Source organism: Mycobacterium sp. NTMscope_Eco_3 (genome assembly GCF_976985685.1).
Genome location: NZ_CDRJYZ010000001.1, coordinates 2,252,517 through 2,268,659, shown reverse-complemented (window position 1 = coordinate 2,268,659; position 16,143 = coordinate 2,252,517). Strand labels below are relative to the sequence as shown.

The 16,143-nt window shown below is 66.7% G+C and carries 18 protein-coding genes and 1 pseudogene; 12 read left to right on the top strand and 7 right to left on the bottom strand.

Features of this window, described 5'->3' with window-relative positions; translation table 11 throughout:
- Positions 1-15: 15 nt before the first annotated feature.
- A complete protein-coding gene (locus AC0KTM_RS10430) occupies positions 16-492 on the top strand; it encodes a nuclear transport factor 2 family protein (protein ID WP_238955832.1) in 477 nt (158 codons plus the stop codon).
- Between the two features lie 76 nt (positions 493-568).
- On the opposite strand, the gene AC0KTM_RS10425 is transcribed toward AC0KTM_RS10430, so the two are convergent.
- Positions 569-1,312, bottom strand: coding sequence for a DJ-1/PfpI family protein (locus tag AC0KTM_RS10425; protein ID WP_238955831.1), 744 nt, complete (start codon positions 1,310-1,312; stop codon positions 569-571).
- An 18-nt stretch (positions 1,313-1,330) separates the two neighbouring features.
- A complete protein-coding gene (locus tag AC0KTM_RS10420; protein ID WP_238955830.1) occupies positions 1,331-2,281 on the bottom strand; it encodes a GlxA family transcriptional regulator in 951 nt (316 codons plus the stop codon).
- A 122-nt stretch (positions 2,282-2,403) separates the two neighbouring features.
- Here AC0KTM_RS10420 and tpx point away from each other — a divergent pair, with 122 nt between their 5' ends.
- Positions 2,404-2,898, top strand: coding sequence for a thiol peroxidase (gene tpx, locus AC0KTM_RS10415; protein ID WP_238955829.1), 495 nt, complete (start codon positions 2,404-2,406; stop codon positions 2,896-2,898).
- Positions 2,899-2,911: 13 nt separating this feature from the next.
- On the opposite strand, the gene AC0KTM_RS10410 is transcribed toward tpx, so the two are convergent.
- Both AC0KTM_RS10410 and AC0KTM_RS10405 read right to left on the bottom strand, forming a co-directional pair.
- A complete protein-coding gene (locus AC0KTM_RS10410; RefSeq protein ID WP_275254119.1) occupies positions 2,912-3,883 on the bottom strand; it encodes an NAD(P)H-dependent flavin oxidoreductase in 972 nt (323 codons plus the stop codon).
- Positions 3,880-4,260 carry an NYN domain-containing protein gene (locus tag AC0KTM_RS10405; protein ID WP_238955828.1) on the bottom strand — a complete coding sequence of 127 codons (381 nt, stop codon included), beginning with the start codon at positions 4,258-4,260 and terminating at the stop codon, positions 3,880-3,882. The genes AC0KTM_RS10410 and AC0KTM_RS10405 overlap by 4 nt, the downstream gene beginning before the upstream one ends.
- 76 nt (positions 4,261-4,336) lie before the next feature.
- Between AC0KTM_RS10405 and AC0KTM_RS10400 the strand changes: the two genes are divergently transcribed.
- Complete coding sequence (locus tag AC0KTM_RS10400) at positions 4,337-5,521, top strand: acyl-CoA dehydrogenase family protein (protein WP_238955827.1); 1,185 nt, start codon at positions 4,337-4,339, stop codon at positions 5,519-5,521.
- A 62-nt stretch (positions 5,522-5,583) separates the two neighbouring features.
- Positions 5,584-6,486, top strand: a complete 903-nt coding sequence (locus AC0KTM_RS10395) for an NAD-dependent epimerase/dehydratase family protein (protein WP_472415517.1) — start codon at positions 5,584-5,586, stop codon at positions 6,484-6,486.
- 48 nt (positions 6,487-6,534) lie between these two features.
- Here AC0KTM_RS10395 and AC0KTM_RS10390 read toward each other — a convergent pair whose 3' ends face one another.
- On the bottom strand, positions 6,535-7,104 hold the full coding sequence (locus AC0KTM_RS10390; RefSeq protein ID WP_225329272.1) for a TetR/AcrR family transcriptional regulator: 570 nt from the start codon (positions 7,102-7,104) through the stop codon (positions 6,535-6,537).
- A 79-nt stretch (positions 7,105-7,183) separates the two neighbouring features.
- Here AC0KTM_RS10390 and AC0KTM_RS10385 point away from each other — a divergent pair, with 79 nt between their 5' ends.
- The 7 genes and pseudogenes from AC0KTM_RS10385 to AC0KTM_RS10355 all read left to right on the top strand — a co-directional run bounded on the left by AC0KTM_RS10385 (position 7,184) and on the right by AC0KTM_RS10355 (position 13,678).
- Entirely contained in the window at positions 7,184-8,002 is an 819-nt protein-coding gene (locus tag AC0KTM_RS10385) for a class I SAM-dependent methyltransferase (RefSeq protein ID WP_225329273.1), read from the top strand.
- Complete coding sequence (locus tag AC0KTM_RS10380) at positions 7,995-8,849, top strand: lysophospholipid acyltransferase family protein (RefSeq protein ID WP_238955826.1); 855 nt, start codon at positions 7,995-7,997, stop codon at positions 8,847-8,849. The genes AC0KTM_RS10385 and AC0KTM_RS10380 overlap by 8 nt, the downstream gene beginning before the upstream one ends.
- Positions 8,850-8,918: 69 nt before the next feature.
- On the top strand, positions 8,919-9,371 hold the full coding sequence (locus tag AC0KTM_RS10375) for a helix-turn-helix transcriptional regulator (RefSeq protein WP_238955825.1): 453 nt from the start codon (positions 8,919-8,921) through the stop codon (positions 9,369-9,371).
- Between the two features lie 4 nt (positions 9,372-9,375).
- Positions 9,376-9,786, top strand: coding sequence for a VOC family protein (locus AC0KTM_RS10370; protein WP_238955824.1), 411 nt, complete (start codon positions 9,376-9,378; stop codon positions 9,784-9,786).
- A gap of 110 nt (positions 9,787-9,896) precedes the next feature.
- Positions 9,897-11,351, top strand: coding sequence for an aldehyde dehydrogenase family protein (locus tag AC0KTM_RS10365; protein WP_238957281.1), 1,455 nt, complete (start codon positions 9,897-9,899; stop codon positions 11,349-11,351).
- Positions 11,352-11,468: 117 nt separating this feature from the next.
- A pseudogene (locus AC0KTM_RS10360) lies at positions 11,469-12,704 on the top strand (IS30 family transposase); the annotation flags it as partial.
- Between the two features lie 128 nt (positions 12,705-12,832).
- Positions 12,833-13,678 carry a class I SAM-dependent methyltransferase gene (locus tag AC0KTM_RS10355; RefSeq protein WP_472415516.1) on the top strand — a complete coding sequence of 282 codons (846 nt, stop codon included), beginning with the start codon at positions 12,833-12,835 and terminating at the stop codon, positions 13,676-13,678.
- 10 nt (positions 13,679-13,688) lie between these two features.
- Here the strand turns inward: AC0KTM_RS10355 and AC0KTM_RS10350 are convergent, their stop codons facing one another.
- Entirely contained in the window at positions 13,689-14,537 is an 849-nt protein-coding gene (locus AC0KTM_RS10350) for a glycoside hydrolase family 16 protein (RefSeq protein ID WP_472415515.1), read from the bottom strand.
- 254 nt (positions 14,538-14,791) lie between these two features.
- Between AC0KTM_RS10350 and AC0KTM_RS10345 the strand changes: the two genes are divergently transcribed.
- Positions 14,792-14,998 carry a hypothetical protein gene (locus tag AC0KTM_RS10345; RefSeq protein WP_238955822.1) on the top strand — a complete coding sequence of 69 codons (207 nt, stop codon included), beginning with the start codon at positions 14,792-14,794 and terminating at the stop codon, positions 14,996-14,998.
- Between the two features lie 440 nt (positions 14,999-15,438).
- Here the strand turns inward: AC0KTM_RS10345 and AC0KTM_RS10340 are convergent, their stop codons facing one another.
- Positions 15,439-15,738: a PE family protein gene (locus AC0KTM_RS10340; protein WP_225329282.1), complete on the bottom strand. Its 300-nt coding sequence runs from the start codon at positions 15,736-15,738 to the stop codon at positions 15,439-15,441.
- Between the last annotated feature and the right edge of the window lie 405 nt (positions 15,739-16,143).

Sequence of the window (16,143 nt, the reverse complement as noted above, 5' to 3'; positions counted from 1 at the left end):
TCTAGTGTGTCCGCTATGGGCAAATTCACCAGGGCAGAAATCGACGAAGCCGTCGAGAACTACACCAAGGTCGTCGAAGGGTGCAGCGCGTCGGGCGACTGGCGCCCGTTCGCGGATCTGTTCACCGAAGATGTCGTCTACACCGAGCATCACTACGGCGTCTTCCACGGGCGCGAGGCGGTGCGGGACTGGATCGTCGCGGTGATGGCGCCGTTTCCGCACATGCGCTTCCCCAACGACTGGATCGCGCACGACGAGGACAACGACGCCGTCGTCGTCATGATCAAGAACCTGCTGGACCACCCCACCGATCCGGACGGCGAACCGTTCTGGTTCCCCAACTGGACCCGGCTGGTCTACGCCGGCGACGGTCTGTTCTCCAGCGAGGAGGACATCTACAACCCCGACCGTGACGCACCCCGCGTCGTCGCGGCCTGGATGCAGGCCGGCGGGAAGCTCGCCACGACCGAGATCCTGCAGCCCAACGCCTAACTAGGCCGACCCGAGCGTGCGGTCTGCGACGCATCACCAGCGTGTCGCGTCGTGAATCGCACACTCGGCGTTGGTGTTAGCGCGCGACCACCGGGGCGACGCGCCGCCGGCGCCGCGACCGGACCTTGCCCAGCGCCTGCTCCCAGGCCAGCAAGGTCGTGGCCTTCACGTTGGCCGGCTTCACGCTGTCCTTGGACAGCAGCGCGGTCGCCGCGGCCTTGGTGGTCGCCGACGCCTTCGACATGTGGCCCGAGTCGAACGGTGGTTGCGGGTCGTATTCCAGCGCGAGTTGGATTGCCTTGGCGCGGCTTTCGCCGCCGATCTGTCCGGCCAGCCACAGCGCGAGGTCGAGTCCGGCGGACACGCCCGCGCTGGTGACGACGTTGCCCTCGTGCACGATTCGCTCGTCTCCCACCGGAACGGCGCCGAAGGCTTTCAGCGCGGGAATCGTCAGCCAGTGCGACGTCGCCCGCCGGCCCTGCAATAGCCCCGCGGCCGCCAGGATCACCGAGCCCGAACACACCGACGCCGTCCAGCTCGCGGTGCGGTGCGCGCGGCGCAGCCAGTCGAGCAGCGCGTCGTCGCGCGCATGGACCGGGGTCGAGGGGCCTCCCGGGACGAGAATCACGTCGGGAGAAGGCGTTTCGGCCAGCGAGTGCGTGGCGCCGATGACCAGCACGCCGGAGTCGGCGGTGATCGGCCCGGCGTCGTGCCAGACGAACCGCACGTCGGCGCCCGGGAGGTTGCGCAACACCTCGTAGGGGCCGATCATGTCCAGCGCGGTGAATCCTGGATAGGCCACGATGGCGATCTGGGTCATTGGTGTCGTCCTTTCCGGCTAAGCGAAGGCCTTGCGGTACTGGTCGGGCGAAATGCCCACGCGGCGAAGGAAATTGCGGCGCATCGTCTCCGCGGTACCGAAGCCGCATCGGGCGGCGATCGCGACGACGGTGTCGTCGGTCTCCTCCAACTGTCGGCGCGCGGCTTCGGTGCGGATGCGCTCGACGTATTGGCCGGGCGCCTCACCGATCTCGGCCGTGAACACCCGGGTGAAGTGGCGCGGGCTCATCGCGGCCCGGCGGGCCAGATCGTCGACGGTGTGCGGGCCGCCCGGTTCGGCCTCGATCGTCTCCTGCACCTCGCGAATCGAGTCGCGCCTGGCCCGCGGCATCCACACCGGCGCCGCGAACTGCGTCTGTCCGCCGGGCCGGCGCAGATACAGCACCAGCCAGCGAGCCACCGTCTGGGCGACCTCGGTGCCGTGGTCCTCCTCGATCAGCGCCAGGGCGAGGTCGATTCCCGCGGTGACCCCCGCGGCGGTCCATACGGTGTCCGAGGTGCGGACGAAGATCGGGTCGGCGTCGACGTCGATGGCGGGAAACTCGCTCGCCAGACGTTCGGCGAAGGCCCAGTGCGTGGTCACGCGCTGCCCGTCGAGCAGACCCGCCTCGGCGGCAAGGAACGCGCCGGTGCACACCGTCACCATGCGGCGGGCATGTCCGGCGACGGCCTTGACCCAGGCCACCAGCTCGGCATCGGCCCGCGCCGCGTCGACGCCCGCGCCGCCGGGCAGCACGACCGTGTCGATCGGCTCGCCCGGGTCCGGCAACGGCGTCGCGACGAGGGCCAGCCCGGTGGCCGTCGACACCGGTTGGCCGTCGACCGAGGCGACGGTGACGTCGTAGCTTCCGCCCGTCAACAGCGATGCGGTCGTGAACACGTCGTGCGGCCCGATCACGTCGAGCGCCTGCACGCCGGGGTAACCGGCGATGACCACCTTGCGAGGCATGAACCCAGTGTTGGACACAGCGGGGTGCGTCGTCTACGCCATGTATCCCACCAATTAGGACACGAAAGGCTGCGCCCCACCCTGCCCCGGGGCGTCCGGGGCGGTGTTGGCAGACTGTGCGCATGGCACAGATAACGTTGCGTGGAAACCCGATCAACACAGTCGGCGAGCTACCTGCCGTCGGATCCAAAGCCCCCGGCTTCAGCCTGACGGGCGGCGATCTGGCGCCGGTCAGCAGTGAGCAGTTCGGCGGTAAGCCCGTGGTGCTCAACATCTTTCCGTCCGTGGATACCCCGGTCTGCGCGACGAGCGTGCGGACTTTCAACGAGCGCGCCGCCGGGGGCGGGGCGACCGTGGTGAACGTCTCGAAGGATCTGCCGTTCGCGCAGGCGCGTTTCTGTGGCGCCGAGGGCATCGAGAACGTCAAGACCGCGTCGGCGTTCCGGGACAGCTTCGGCGAGGATTACGGCGTCACCATCGCCGACGGCCCGATGGCCGGGCTGCTCGCGCGGGCGATCGTGGTGATCGGCGCCGACGGCAATGTCGCCTACACCGAATTGGTGCCCGAGATCGCGCAGGAGCCCAACTACGACGCGGCGCTGGCCGCGGCGGGCTGATCTCGCCGGACAGCTAGGCGCCGGCCTCGCTGCCGACCGTCCCGAGGCGGTCGGCGGTGGTGGCCAGCGCCTCGCGGCAGCCTTTCCACATCTGATCGATGATGTCGGCGGCCGGGGGCAGGTCGTGGATACGGCCGGCCACCTGGCCGGTGTTGGCGACGCTGGCGTCCAGGTCGCCCTCGAAGTAGAGCCGCTGCACCCGTTGTAGCGCCGCCGCGCCCTCGCCGGCCGACGTCGCGGTGTCCAGCCGCTCGGCGGCGGGCGTGCGGATGACGCGCATCATTCGTTTGCCGTCGAGGGGGAGCAGGACCGTGCCCGTCTCGTCGGCCTCGACGACCGCTCGCTTGAGGTTGCCGTGCACGGGGGAGTCCGCCGAGGCGAGTAACCGCGTGCCCATCTGCACCGCTTCGGCGCCGAGGACGAAGGCGGCCGCCATCGACCGGGCGTCGCAGATCCCGCCGGCGGCCACGATCGGGACGTCGACGTGGGCCGCCACCAAGGGCAGCAGCACCATGGTGGAGGCACCGAAGCGGTTCTTGAATCCGCCGCCCTCGACGCCTTCGACCACGAGCCCGTCCACGCCGGCGTCGACGGCCTTGCGCGCCGCGGCCAGGGTACCCACCACGTGGAAGACCGTGATGCCCGCGTCGTGCAGCCGATCGGTGAACAGCGAGGGGTCCCCGGCCGAGGTGGTCACGAACCGAATGTCGTTGGCGACAAGCAGATCCAGCATGGCGGGATCACGGTTGAAGAGCAGGGCGATGTTGGCGCCGACGGCGCCGTCGGTCAGGTCGCGCACGCGCCGCAGGTCGGCTCGACCTTGATCTGAGGTGGTCTCGATGATGCCGAGGCCCCCGGCGTTCGATACCGCCGCGGCCAGCTGGGCGCCGGCGATGTAGGTCATCGGCGCCTGAATGATCGGGATGTCGATGCCCGCGAGCGTGCAGACCCGGTTGGGCGCTGGGGCTCCGCCGGCGGTACTCATCGGCCGCGCGGGTCGACGAGGTCGCGAAAGCTCTCCGACCGATGGACGGACGCGCCCAGGCTTCGCACTCGCTCGGCCAGGGTTCGGTCGGATGTCACGACGCGAATGTCGTGCGGGTGGGCGTCGGCCGCGACGAGCCGGACGATCTCGTCGTCGGCCGAGTTCGCGGCGGCCCTGGGGGCGTGGGCTATGTCGACCGCCGATGAGGTGAGGGCGGTCGCGGGCGGACGTTCGAACACCACGGTCACCCCGTCTCCTTGGGTGGCTGCCCATCGGTCCAGGCGCTGCACCAACGCGACCATCGCGCCGTTGCGATCCTTCCACCAGCCGTCGGGCCGGCTCCCGATCACGTTCATGCCGTCAACGATCCAGCGCACGAATACACGGTAAGCGACGCGGCGTGACACGCGATTTTCATTCGTCGTGCGTCGGCTGGTTGATACGGTCACCCTCATGACGTCGATCGCCGACACCGAAAACCGGGTCGTTTCGCTGGCGCGCGGTATGCGCGAGCTGGTGGCTGCCCAGGCCGCCGAATCCGAACGCTTGCGCACCCTGACTCCGGCGATCGTCGACGAGATGTGGGCCAGCGGGCTGATGTCCGCGTTCAACCCGGTCGTGGCCGGCGGCGTCGAGCCGTCCTTCACCGAGATGATCGAAACCTGGATCGAAATGGCTTGGCAGGACGGCTCGTTCGGCTGGGTGGGGATCGCCAATCTGCCGTCGTCCTTCGCGGCCGCCGCGTACTTGCCGGACGAGGGCTTCGCCGAAGTGTTCACCGCCCACGACAACCGCGTCACCATGGGCGGTCAGTTCTTTCCCAATGGGCAGGGGTCGGCCGTCGACGGCGGTTACCTCGTCACCGGGGCGTGGAACTTCGGTTCGGGGATCGGGCACTCGCAATACGTTGCGGCCGGATTCCTTCCGACGGACAACGGCGAGATGCGCTGGATCAGTGAGGGTTTCCCCGAGATGCGGGTTGCCATCATTCCCCGGTCCGAGATCAGCTTCGACGACGGCTGGTTTGTCCAGGGGCTCAAGGGAACCGGTTCCTACGACTACAGCGCCACCGACGTGTTCGTCCCCGCCGGCCGCACGTTCGAACTGTTCACGCGGCGCCCGTACCGGGGCACGTCGCCGGCCACCCGGATGGGCCTGATGCCCGTCAGCGCCGCCGGGCACGCCTCGTGGGCGCTGGGGGTGGCCAAGAGCATGCTCGACGACGTGCAAGAGCTGGCCGCGACGAAATTCCGGATGAGCGACATGGCGTCGCTGGCCAGCCGCCCGACCTTCCAGAAGGGACTGGCGCACCACCGAGCGGCCTGGCGAGCGGCCCGCCTGCTGGTGCTCGACGCGTTCACCACCGCCGAGGCGGCGGTGGCGTCGGGGGAGGAGCTCACGCCGGCCCTGCGCGCCGACATGCGAGTGGCCGCCGTCTACGCCACCGACACCGCCCGAGGCTGCGCCGAGTGGGCCCACCTGGTCGCGGGGACCAGCTCGATCCGGGAGGGCAGCCGGCTGGAACGCGCCTTCCGTGACATCTACACCGGAACCCAGCACGCCTTCATCAGTGAGAAGGTGGCCATCGACGTCGCGCAGATATGGCTGGGCATCATCGACGACCAGCCCGGGCTGTGATTCGCCGGCGAACGTTGACGGATCCACTGACGGCCAATCAGCTCCTCGCTAGCATTGCGCCCATGCGCGGCTCCAAGATCCTGATCACCGGTCCGACCGGTCAAATCGCCACCCCCATCGCCCGGGCGCTCGCGGCCGACAACGAAGTGTGGGGAATCGCCCGCTTCACCGATCCCGCCGCGCGAGAAGCCCTGGAGGTGGCCGGAATTCGTTGCGAGGCGGTGAATTTGGCCGCCGGCGACTTCTCCGGTCTGCCAACGGATTTCGATTACGTCCTCAACTTGGCGGTGGCCAAGAGCGGCAGTTGGGACAAGGACCTGGCGGCCAACGCGGAGTCGGTCGGCCTGCTCATGGCCCACTGCCGCGAGGCGAAGGCCTTCCTGCATTGTTCGTCGGCCGCCGTGTACGACCCGCCGGACGACGCCCCGCGCAGCGAGCGCTCCGCCCTGGGCGACAACCACAAGCCGCTGTTTCCCACCTATTCCATCTCCAAGATCGCCGGCGAGGTGGTCGCCCGTTCGGTGGCGCGGGTCATCGGGCTGCCCACCACGATCGCCCGGCTCAACGTCCCCTACGGCGACAACGGCGGGTGGCCGTTCTACCACATGGAGATGATGCTGGCGGGCATCCCGATCCCGGTCCCGCCCGGTGAGCCCGCCCGCTACAACCCGATTCACGAGGACGACATCATCGCCACCATCCCCAAGCTGCTGGAGGTCGCGTCGGTCCCGGCGACCACCGTCAACTGGTGTGGTGACCAGACCGTCAGCCTGCAGGAGTGGTGTGACTACCTCGGCTCCCTGGTCGGCAAGGAGCCGATCTTCGAGGCGAACGAGCAAGCGCTACGCGGCAACCCGACCACCATCGACCGGATGCACGAGCTCATCGGCGGCACCACGGTCGACTGGCAGGACGGAATTCGGCGCATGGCGGCCAAGTTCCACCCTGAACTTGTCGGCGTCTAATACGTTGCAGCACAATACTATTCGACGGCAAATTCGTCGACGACCGGGCTAAGCTCGCGCGCTGACGATGCGGGCAGCCGCCTCCACCGCGGCCGCGCGCCGCTCTGCGATGACGTCCGCGTCCGTGGTCGCCGCGTCGGGGTCGGGCCAGTGGGCCCAGGAGAGCCCGATTCCGAACAGCAGTACCAGCAGTTGGCGAGGGTCCCACCACGGGTCGACGTGGCCGTCGAGCCGGGCCTGTTCCAGCGCGGCGATGGCCGTATCGGGTGGGGATTCGCCCTCGAACTCCGGCTTGTCGAGGGGAAAGCCCTCCAGCTGCGCCCAGGTGATCATCCGCAGATGCTCCGGCCTGTTCTGGGCGAGATCGAAGATGTCACCGACGAACTCGGGCACGGCATCGGGACGCAACTCCACCGCGCGGAAGAACTCCGCGCCGTCGGCGGCTACCACGCCGCGAAAGAGCGTTTCCTTGTCGCCGAAGTGCGCGTACAGGCGTTCCTTGCTCGCGCTCGCGGCCCGCGCGATGCGATCGATGCGCGCGCCCGCCAATCCGTACTGCGCGAATTCCGCTCGGGCAGCGGCGAGAATTTCGCCGCGCAGCTCAGTGGTCGTCCTCACACGGTCATCATAGGCGGACGAACTGGTTCGTTTGTTAGGGTGGTGGGAGCACAAGGTAAATCGTGAAGGAGACGTTGTGATGGGCACGGCCAAGACGCTCGACCAGACCGCTATTGCGACGATGCCGCGGGGCGGCCCTGATGCGTCGTGGCTGGATCGTCGGTTCGAGACCGATGCGCTGGAGTACCTCGACCGCGACGACATCGCCGACGAGGTCAAGCAGAAGGTCATCGGGATGCTGGATCGCATCGGCACCCTGACCAACCAGCACGAAACTTTCGCCCGGATCGCCCTGGACGTTGTCGGCGACATCCCCAACCCACGCGTCCTCGAGCTGGGCGCGGGTCACGGCAAGCTGTCCGCCAAGCTCCTCGAACTGCACCCCACGGCTACGGTCACCGTCTCCGATGTGGACTCCACCTCGGTCGCCAACATCAACGCGAGTGAGCTCGGCGCTCACCCTCGGGCGCACGCCGAGGTGATCGACGCAACCGCCATTGACGCCCCGGACGACAGCTATGACCTGGTGGTGTTTGCGATGGCGTTTCACCACTTGCCGCCGGCGATCGCCTGTCGCGCCATCGCCGAGGCCACCCGGGTCGGGAAGCGGTTCTTGGTCATTGACCTCAAGAGGCGAACGCCGTTGGCTACCTTGCTGTTTCCGGTGATGGCGTTGCCGGTGAACCTCGCGCTATTGCCGTGGTCCTGGATACCACCGACGTTGCACGACGGGTTCATCAGCGCGTTGCGGGCATACAGCACATCGGCGCTCGAGACCCTTGGCCACGCCGCCGCCCCGGGGATACGGGTCGAGGTCCTGACCTCGCCGCGCCGACTCGGGATGCCGGCGAGCATCGTCGTGTTCTCGCGTCCGGACGGCCCCGCCGACCATGAGTGACGACGTTGATCTGGTTGGCATCATGGAACCCAGTGGGCGCGTCCGGTCGCTGCGCCGGGTGCTCGATGTGGTGACCAACCGGCTGCAACCCGTTCTGGACCTGTCCCGGCCGTACGTCGACGGCCTGGAGAATCTGCCGCCCGACGGGCGATTCCTGTTGGTGGGTAACCACACTCAGTTCGGCTCCGAGGTCTTTCTGATCCCAGACACGGTGCGCCGCAGCATCGGAACGCGGGTGCGGCCGCTGGCTGACCGGAATTTCGGGCGGCTGCGGGGGCTGCCCGCCGACCTGATGGCGGCGTTCGGCGGCGTCATCGGCGCACCCGAGACTGTCCGCGAACTGATGCGCCACGACGAAACCATCCTGGTGTTTCCCGGCGGCGGACGCGAGATCGCGAAATTCAAGGGCGAGGAGTACGCGCTGCGTTGGCAAGGACGCTCCGGATTCGCCCGCGTTTCGGTGGAGAACGGCTACCCGATCGTGCCGGTCGGGCTGGTCGGGGGCGACGACGTCTATCGCAGTTGGACCACACGCGACAGCGCGTACGCGAAGTTCAGTGCGGCGCTGACTCGACGACTGAATGGCCGACCGGACATGGCGATGCCGTTGGTGCGGGGGATTGGCCCCACCCTCATCCCGCGGCCGCAGCGGATGTATTTGCGGTTCGGCGCCCCGATCGACACCACGACACCGCTCGGTGTCGAGAACCAGCAGTGGGTGGACATCGTAAAAGAGCGGACTCGACGGCGACTGGAAACCCTACTGGCCGAACTGCTTCGGTTGCGGGAAAAGGATCCCTACCGCGGGCTCAACCCGCTGGCATGGCGCAGCGCCACGACAGCCTGAAGGTTCGACGCACGGTCAGAGACGCACGGGTTTAGGCGATTTGCGGCCCGGGGTGGCAGCATCGAACGAGTGACCGGCAGATCGGACGCGACGGCGCAGCGGCTGCGGACCCTGGCGCTGTTGCGTCGCGTCCGGGACCGCATCGACCGGGACTACACGCAACCGTTGAACGTCGAAGCGCTGGCACGTGACGCGCACATGTCCGCCGGCCACCTCAGCCGCGAATTCCGGTCTGCCTACGGCGAATCGCCGTACTCCTACTTGATGACGCGGCGCATCGAGCGCGCGATGGCGCTGCTTCGCCGCGGCGATCTGAGCGTCACCGAGGTGTGCTTCGCGGTCGGCTGCTCGTCATTGGGCACCTTCAGCAGCCGATTCACCGATTTGGTCGGTGTGCCGCCCAGCACCTACCGCCGGCAGTCGGCGGATGCGCTGGCCGGCATACCTCCATGCGTGGAAAAACAGGTGACGAGACCGATCAGGAATCGAGAAGCAGCCGCCGTCGCACCGGGCCTAGCCTGACCGCATGAACATCACCATTCACTCGAGCTTCCTTCCCCATGACGATCCGGAATCGTCGCTCGCCTTCTATCGCGACGTCCTCGGCTTCGAAGTCCGCCTCGACGTCGGCAAGGGCACGATGCGCTGGATCACGGTCGGCCCGCCGAACCAGCCGGACACCTCCATCGTCTTGAACCCCCCCGCCGCCAACCCGGGCCTCACCGACGACGAGCGCCGCTCCATCGCCGAGATGATGGCCAAGGGCAGCTACGCCATGCTGCTGCTGGCCACCAAGGACCTGGACGGCACCTTCGAACGCCTGCAGGACAACGATGTCGACATCGTCCAGGAGCCCACCGACCAGCCGTACGGCCTTCGCGACTGCGCCGTCCGCGATCCCGCGGGCAACCTCATTCGCATCCAAGAACTGCGCTGAGGCCATCCGCCTGCGAATGCTTGACCAGCCGTGTGCAGAATGCTAAGCAAGTGCTCAGCACTGAGCGCATTCGGCGCTGGTGCGACGACTGGCAAGACGAAAGGGATCAGATGACGGTGCAGGCGGTACTGGACGACATTCGAAAGCGCCCCGGAACGGGGGACGTCATCACGGTCATCGATCCCGCGACCGAAGAGACGATCACCGAATTCACCGACTGCGGGCAGGAAGCGGTCAACGACGCCGCCGCGCGGGCGAAGGAGTCGTTCGAGTCGGGTGTCTGGTCCGAGCTTCCCGGCCGCGAGCGGGCCAAGGTCTTGTGGCGGATCGGGGATTTGATCGACGAACACGCCGAGGAGTTCGCCCAACTCGACTCCCTGAACACGGGAATGCCGTTGATGCAGGCCCAGTTACAGATGTCCACCTGTTCGGAGTTCTTCCGCTACTACGCCGGTTGGTGTTCGAAGATCAACGGCGTCGCCTACGACGTGAAGACCGACGGCATCGCCACCGACAACTACGTCAACATGCACGCCTACACGCTCAAAGAGCCCTACAGCGTGGTGGGCCTGATCTTCCCGTGGAACGGCCCGATCTTCAATGCCAGCGCGAAGCTCGCGCCGGCCCTGGCCGCGGGCGGCAGCCTGCTCGTCAAGCCCGCCGAGGAGACGCCGCTGTCGGCGGTGCTGTTGGACAGGCTCATTCACGAGGCCGGCGTGCCCGAGGGCGTCGTCAACCTGCTGACCGGTTACGGCCACACCGCGGGCGCCGCGATCACCGCACACCCCGACGTCCAGAAGGTCGCCTTCACCGGCTCGACCGAGGTCGGCAAGGAGATCGTGCGGGCCTCGGCGGACAACCTGAAGAAGGTCACGCTGGAACTGGGCGGGAAATCGCCGGTGCTGATCTTCGACGACGCCAACCTCGACAACGCCATCATGATGGCGTCGCTGGGCATCTTCGTGCACTCCGGCCAGGGCTGCGTGTGCGGGTCACGCATCTTCGCCCAGCGCGGCGTCTACGACCGGGTCGTGGAAGGCGTTGCGATGATGGCGAATTCGTTCAAGCTGGGCGCCCCCAGCGAGGAGGGCTGCGTCAGTGGCCCGCTGATCAGCCAGAAGCAGCTGAACCGGGTCATGGGCTTCATCGACGAGGGCAAGCAGGACGGCGTGGAGGTGGTCACCGGCGGCCACCGCCTGGACCGCAAGGGCTACTTCGTCCACCCGACGGTCCTCACCAACGTCGGCACGAGCATGCGGCTGTACCAGCAGGAGATCTTCGGGCCGGTGGTCACCATCCTGCCGTTCGACGACGAAGACGAGGCCGTGGCCCTGGCCAACGACACCACCTACGGCCTGGCGGCCACCGCGTGGACGGAGAACCTCGGTCGGGCCCACCGGATCATGAGGCGGTTGCAGGCCGGCAGCGTTCAGGTCAACTGCCAGCTGGTCTTCGACCACGATGTGCCGTTCGGCGGCTACAAGCAGTCCGGCTGGGGTCACGAGTTCGGTAAAGAGGGCCTGGAGATCTACCTGAAGACGAAGTCGGTCTGGGCCCAGCTCTAGACCCCTGTCAGACCCCGCCGCCGGCTATCCGACGCGCGAGAGTGCAACTGCCGACACGTTTTTCGACTTGATTTCAAGGGATGGATGCAACACATCTTCTGAGTGAGGAGTGTTGCGATGGCCAATGGGACGTTGCGGTCGCGGGTTCCGGTGTTTTGGGAATGTGTTCGGCGGGGCCTTGATCCGGGCTCGGCGGGCGTGGCCGTCGGCGTGTCGCAAGGCACGGGTCGGCAGTGGTTCCGTGAGGCTGGCGGGGTGAAACCCCGTTTCAGGACACCGAATATCTGCGGTCCCCGGCCGCGGTTGAGCTTGCAGGAACGCATCGAGATCCAGGCCGGTGTGCATGCCCAGGAATCTTTGCGCTCGATCGGGCGCCGGTTGGGCCGGCCAGCATCGACGATTAAGCGTGAGATCGACAGCAACTGCGAGTTGCGTAACCGCCATACGGGCTGCAAATCGGGGTATCGGCGCAAAGAGGCGTTCGGGGCCCGCCAAAGCGGCAAGACCGCGAGCGTGCGCTATCTGGCCGTGTCGGCGCATGACCGTGCCGCTGATCGGGCGCGGCGCCCCAAGACCCGCAAGCTCGCGATCAATGACAGGCTGCACGCCGAAGTGCAGACTCGGTTAAAACAGTTGCATAGCCCAACTCAGATAGCCGCGCGGCTGCGCCGCGACTTCCCTGATGATCCGGAGATGCGGGTGTCCCACGAGGCCATTTACCAGGCCATTTACGTTCAGGGCCGCGGCTCGTTGCGCCGCGAGCTGCATCGGTGCCTGCGGACCAAACGCGCGGTGCGCCGATCCCAGCACCAGCCCGGGGCCCGCCGCCACGGACGTATCCCCGACATGGTCAATATCAGCCAACGCCCACCCGAGGTCGCCGACCGTGCCGTCCCCGGTCACTGGGAAGGCGACCTGATCCTGGGCAGCACCAAATCGGGGTCCGCGATTGGCACTCTGGTTGAGCGCACCACCCGTTTTGTCATGCTCTTGCACCTGCCCGATGACCACGGCGCCCTGGCGGTGCAAAACGCCATCGTGGCCAAAATGGCCGAGTTGCCCGACCATCTACGCCGCTCGTTGACCTGGGACCAGGGCAAGGAGTTGACCAACCACCTCGCCATCGCTGACGCCACTGACTTGGATATCTACTTCTGCGATCCACACTCGCCGTGGCAACGCGGTAGCAACGAGAACACCAATGGGCTTTTGCGCCAATACTTTCCGAAAGGCACCGACCTATCGGTCTATGGCGCCGGCTACCTGGACTACGTCGCCGCCGAACTCAACGGACGACCACGCCAAACCCTGGACTGGAATACACCCGCCGAAGCCCTCAACGAACTATTGTCCAAACCACCCACCGTGCATCCACCGCGTGAAACCGCCCGAGAGAGACCGTCGGTAGTCGCACTCTCGCGCGCAAGCTGCACGGACGGGGCAGGTCAGTAGGGCGGCGACGAGGCTGCTATAACGCACGTATGTCAGGCCCAGCGCACACGATCACCCATGTTTCGGATACGGCCCGCTGGACGGCGTTGCACCGGGCGACCGAATCGGCCCGTCCCGACGCGTTGTTCAGCGACCCGCTCGCCGGGCTTCTCGCCGGTGACCACGGCCGCGCGATCGTCGACAACGTGCCCCGCACGACCCGCAATGGTTGGTGGCTGGTCGCCCGGACCAAGATCATCGATGACGCCATCGCCGAAGCGATCGCCGACGGTTGCGACCGGGTGCTGAATCTGGCCGCCGGGTTGGACACCCGGCCGTATCGGCTCGACCTTCCGCCCGACTTCGTCTGGGTGGAGGCGGATCTGCCGAAGCTGCTCTCCGAAAAGACGGAAGTGCTGGCCGACCAGGTACCGCGCTGCCGGTTGACGCGGGCCGCCGTCGACCTTGCCGACCCGCAGGCCCGGGATGCCTTCCTGAACGAGGCGCTCGACGGCGCGACCAAGGCGTTGGTGCTCACCGAAGGCCTGTTGATGTATCTGGAAGACGCTGACGTGACAGCCCTTTCCGCGGCAATCAAGCGGCCCGAGGTCCACTGGTGGATGCTCGACTTCGCCGGGCCCGGTTTGAAGAAGATGATGAACAAGAAGATGGCGGGCATGTTGCAGAACGCGCCGTTCAAGTTCGCGCCCGAGAACGGGCTGGCCTACTTCGAAAACCTCGGCTGGCGCACCGTCGACGTGGAAGCGCTGTATCTAGCCGCTCGCCGGATGCATCGCTTGCCGCTCGTGATGCGCCCACTTGCCTGGCTGCCGCAGCCAGATCCCCGCCGCCCGGGTGGCAGGGCCTGGAGCGCGACCGCCCTGCTGACGCAGTGAGAGCGCCCGTCTACCAGACGCGGATCCAGTCGATGAGCATGTCGGCGGGGTAGGTGCCGGGGCCCGGGTCGTCGCCGCCCGATCCGGCCACCGCCAGGTTGAAAACCGGATAGGCCGCGTAACCCGGCCCGTTGAAAGGCCAATCGGGCAGGGAACTGGCCGGCACGTCGAAGTAGGGCGCGGCGCCATCGGTGTAGTCCTTCCAGAACCGAATGCCCGCCTCGTCCCACTGCGTGCGCCAGGTATGCCAGGCGCTGTCCACCGCGATGTTGTGCGTCTTCCATTCGCCGCCGTTGGCCTTGGCGTGCACGGTGGTGGCCGACGGCCACTTGCCGTTGCCGTACCACTCCATGACGTCGATCTCGCCCTGATCGTCATTGCCGAGCCAGTACGCGGGCCAGGCACCCGCGGTCAGGCAGTTCAGCTTGATCCGGGCCTCCCAGGTGTGGCCGACCCCGCCGCGCCACAGGCTCTGCACCTTGCCGCTGTAGTAGGTGGGCCCGTCCTTGGCGGCGCGCAGCACCAGATTCGACTTGCCGTCCAGGAACACGTTCCGGCGATCATCGCGGTACTGGCCGATGTTCTCGGGGCGCTCCCAATAGGTCGGGTCCTTGATCGTCTCGCGGGCCTTCGCCACTGCCCATTTGGACGCATCGGGTGCCGAACCGGCAGGGCCGTCGAACTCGTCGGCGAAAATATAGGTCCCCGACTGGCCGCTGGGCGCGGCAGGCGCCGGTATCCGACCGGCGGGTTCATCCCGTCCGGCCGGGTGGGCCCAGGCTTTCGGGGCCGGCAGCGCGGCTGCCAGCACGCCGATCCCGGTCGTCAGAATCATGCGGCGACGATCGATCTCCGGCATAAGCAAGGGACCATAGCAGCCAACCGTGCACGACGTTAAACGGGAATTGTCGGAGCGTGCCGCTATGGTGCGAATCGCGGCCGGGTCAGCGCGGACGGCGGCACGGCAGTGGCATCCGAACGAGGCCTGAGGAATTCATGGTCAATTCTCATCTTGACGGATGGTTTGGTCTCAGGATTCGGCGGGCATTCTGGAATCACGATCCAATAACCACTGTCCTAGCTTTTGCGGGTGGTCTGAGAGGAGTGACGATCGTGGCGAATAACCAAGAAGGCACGGTTATCTTCCTTCAGTCCCACCCGGTATGGGCCGCCGCCCAACGTCGGGAACGCGAACGTAACGAAGCGATGCGTCGCCACCCTTCGTTTCGCGCCCGTCAGCGCGCCGCGGTCTCGGGCAGTGCGGTTATTCCGCTGATCCGCAATTTCAGGGCCTGCTCCAGCAGTAACACCCCGGCCTGATCACCTTTTTGATTCGCCGGGCGCGCGTAGCGCCCTTTATCGTCCCAGCCGGCGGCCGGTGGCCTGGCCATCACCCCCGGCGTGAATCCGTACGCCGCAAGGGTGCGCCCCGCCGCGCATTTCCGCCAGCCCCGGCGGCGGCGGAACCCAGCGCATTAGCTCCACCCTCGACCGCCTTGGCCGCCCAGGCGGCCGCGGGCGTCAAACCTTTCATGAATGTCGTCACGGCAACAATGGCGTTAGTGCCCTGCGCGGCTGCCGTTGCCGTTGGCATGAATGGCCCGAGTACTTGCTGTGCAGCGCGACCATATCGTCGATCATCGTGTATTCCGAAATATAGTGGTCAATACTTTTCAGCGCGGCGTAAATGCGCGCCGAGTTGACCGCGGGCGGCAGCAAGCCATAGTCCGTTGCTCTGGTCCCTCAGTAGCCCCGCGCGCTCAGTCGGCCGACGCCGCGTTGGCCGCCTCGGTCGCCGCATACGAGCCGGCGCTCGCGGCCAACATCACCGCCAGCAAGTCTTGAATCGCGGCCGCGCGCGCACTCAGTTCCTGAAACCGCTGAGCATGAGCGGCAAACCGCACCGCGGCCAAGACCGAAACCTCATCGGCCGCCGCCGGAACGACCGCGACCGTCGGGCCCGCCGCGGCGGTGTTCTCGGCGTTCAGCGCGGCGCCGATCGATTGGAGGTTTGCGGCCGCGGCCGACAACTTGTCTGGAGCACCAGATACGAATGACATCCGATTTCCCTTCAGCGGACTTGGACCGGAACGAACACGTCGGCGTGCCCGGTTGCCCCGAGACGCTATTTATCGGGTTGCGGCGAACTCAACACGTCCGACGTGGCCAAAAGGACGCTGAACTTCGGTTTTCGTACACGTTCTCGTTGATTTTAATTGACCTTTTGGCGGCCCTATAAACACGCGCAATCCACCTTATGAATTTGCTATAGACATATATATCGCGGCCGGAAAAACATATACTGCGGCTGAACATATGTGTTCTATTTTAGTTTCCGCTCGCACATTGACTCAGCGGTCCTCGGGCCTGATCCGGCGACGGTCCGCCGCGCCGGGTTCCGGGCGGGATATTTACACCGATTGCCATAGATACTACGGTTCGTAGTAGTCGCCCCTCGAGCTGAT

What these genes read in the sequence shown, in the direction of transcription:
- AC0KTM_RS10355 (WP_472415516.1), top strand. Translation starts at nt 12,833, where the DNA reads ATGTCAGGCCCAGCGCACACGATCACCCATGTTTCGGATACGGCCCGC.
- AC0KTM_RS10365 (WP_238957281.1), top strand. Translation starts at nt 9,897, where the DNA reads ATGACGGTGCAGGCGGTACTGGACGACATTCGAAAGCGCCCCGGAACG.
- AC0KTM_RS10400 (WP_238955827.1), top strand. Translation starts at nt 4,337, where the DNA reads ATGACGTCGATCGCCGACACCGAAAACCGGGTCGTTTCGCTGGCGCGC.
- AC0KTM_RS10410 (WP_275254119.1), bottom strand. Translation starts at nt 3,883, where the DNA reads ATGAGTACCGCCGGCGGAGCCCCAGCGCCCAACCGGGTCTGCACGCTC.
- AC0KTM_RS10430 (WP_238955832.1), top strand. Translation starts at nt 16, where the DNA reads ATGGGCAAATTCACCAGGGCAGAAATCGACGAAGCCGTCGAGAACTAC.
- AC0KTM_RS10425 (WP_238955831.1), bottom strand. Translation starts at nt 1,312, where the DNA reads ATGACCCAGATCGCCATCGTGGCCTATCCAGGATTCACCGCGCTGGAC.
- AC0KTM_RS10380 (WP_238955826.1), top strand. Translation starts at nt 7,995, where the DNA reads ATGAGTGACGACGTTGATCTGGTTGGCATCATGGAACCCAGTGGGCGC.
- AC0KTM_RS10340 (WP_225329282.1), bottom strand. Translation starts at nt 15,738, where the DNA reads ATGTCATTCGTATCTGGTGCTCCAGACAAGTTGTCGGCCGCGGCCGCA.
- AC0KTM_RS10385 (WP_225329273.1), top strand. Translation starts at nt 7,184, where the DNA reads ATGGGCACGGCCAAGACGCTCGACCAGACCGCTATTGCGACGATGCCG.
- AC0KTM_RS10395 (WP_472415517.1), top strand. Translation starts at nt 5,584, where the DNA reads ATGCGCGGCTCCAAGATCCTGATCACCGGTCCGACCGGTCAAATCGCC.
- AC0KTM_RS10350 (WP_472415515.1), bottom strand. Translation starts at nt 14,537, where the DNA reads ATGCCGGAGATCGATCGTCGCCGCATGATTCTGACGACCGGGATCGGC.
- tpx (WP_238955829.1), top strand. Translation starts at nt 2,404, where the DNA reads ATGGCACAGATAACGTTGCGTGGAAACCCGATCAACACAGTCGGCGAG.
- AC0KTM_RS10370 (WP_238955824.1), top strand. Translation starts at nt 9,376, where the DNA reads ATGAACATCACCATTCACTCGAGCTTCCTTCCCCATGACGATCCGGAA.
- AC0KTM_RS10420 (WP_238955830.1), bottom strand. Translation starts at nt 2,281, where the DNA reads ATGCCTCGCAAGGTGGTCATCGCCGGTTACCCCGGCGTGCAGGCGCTC.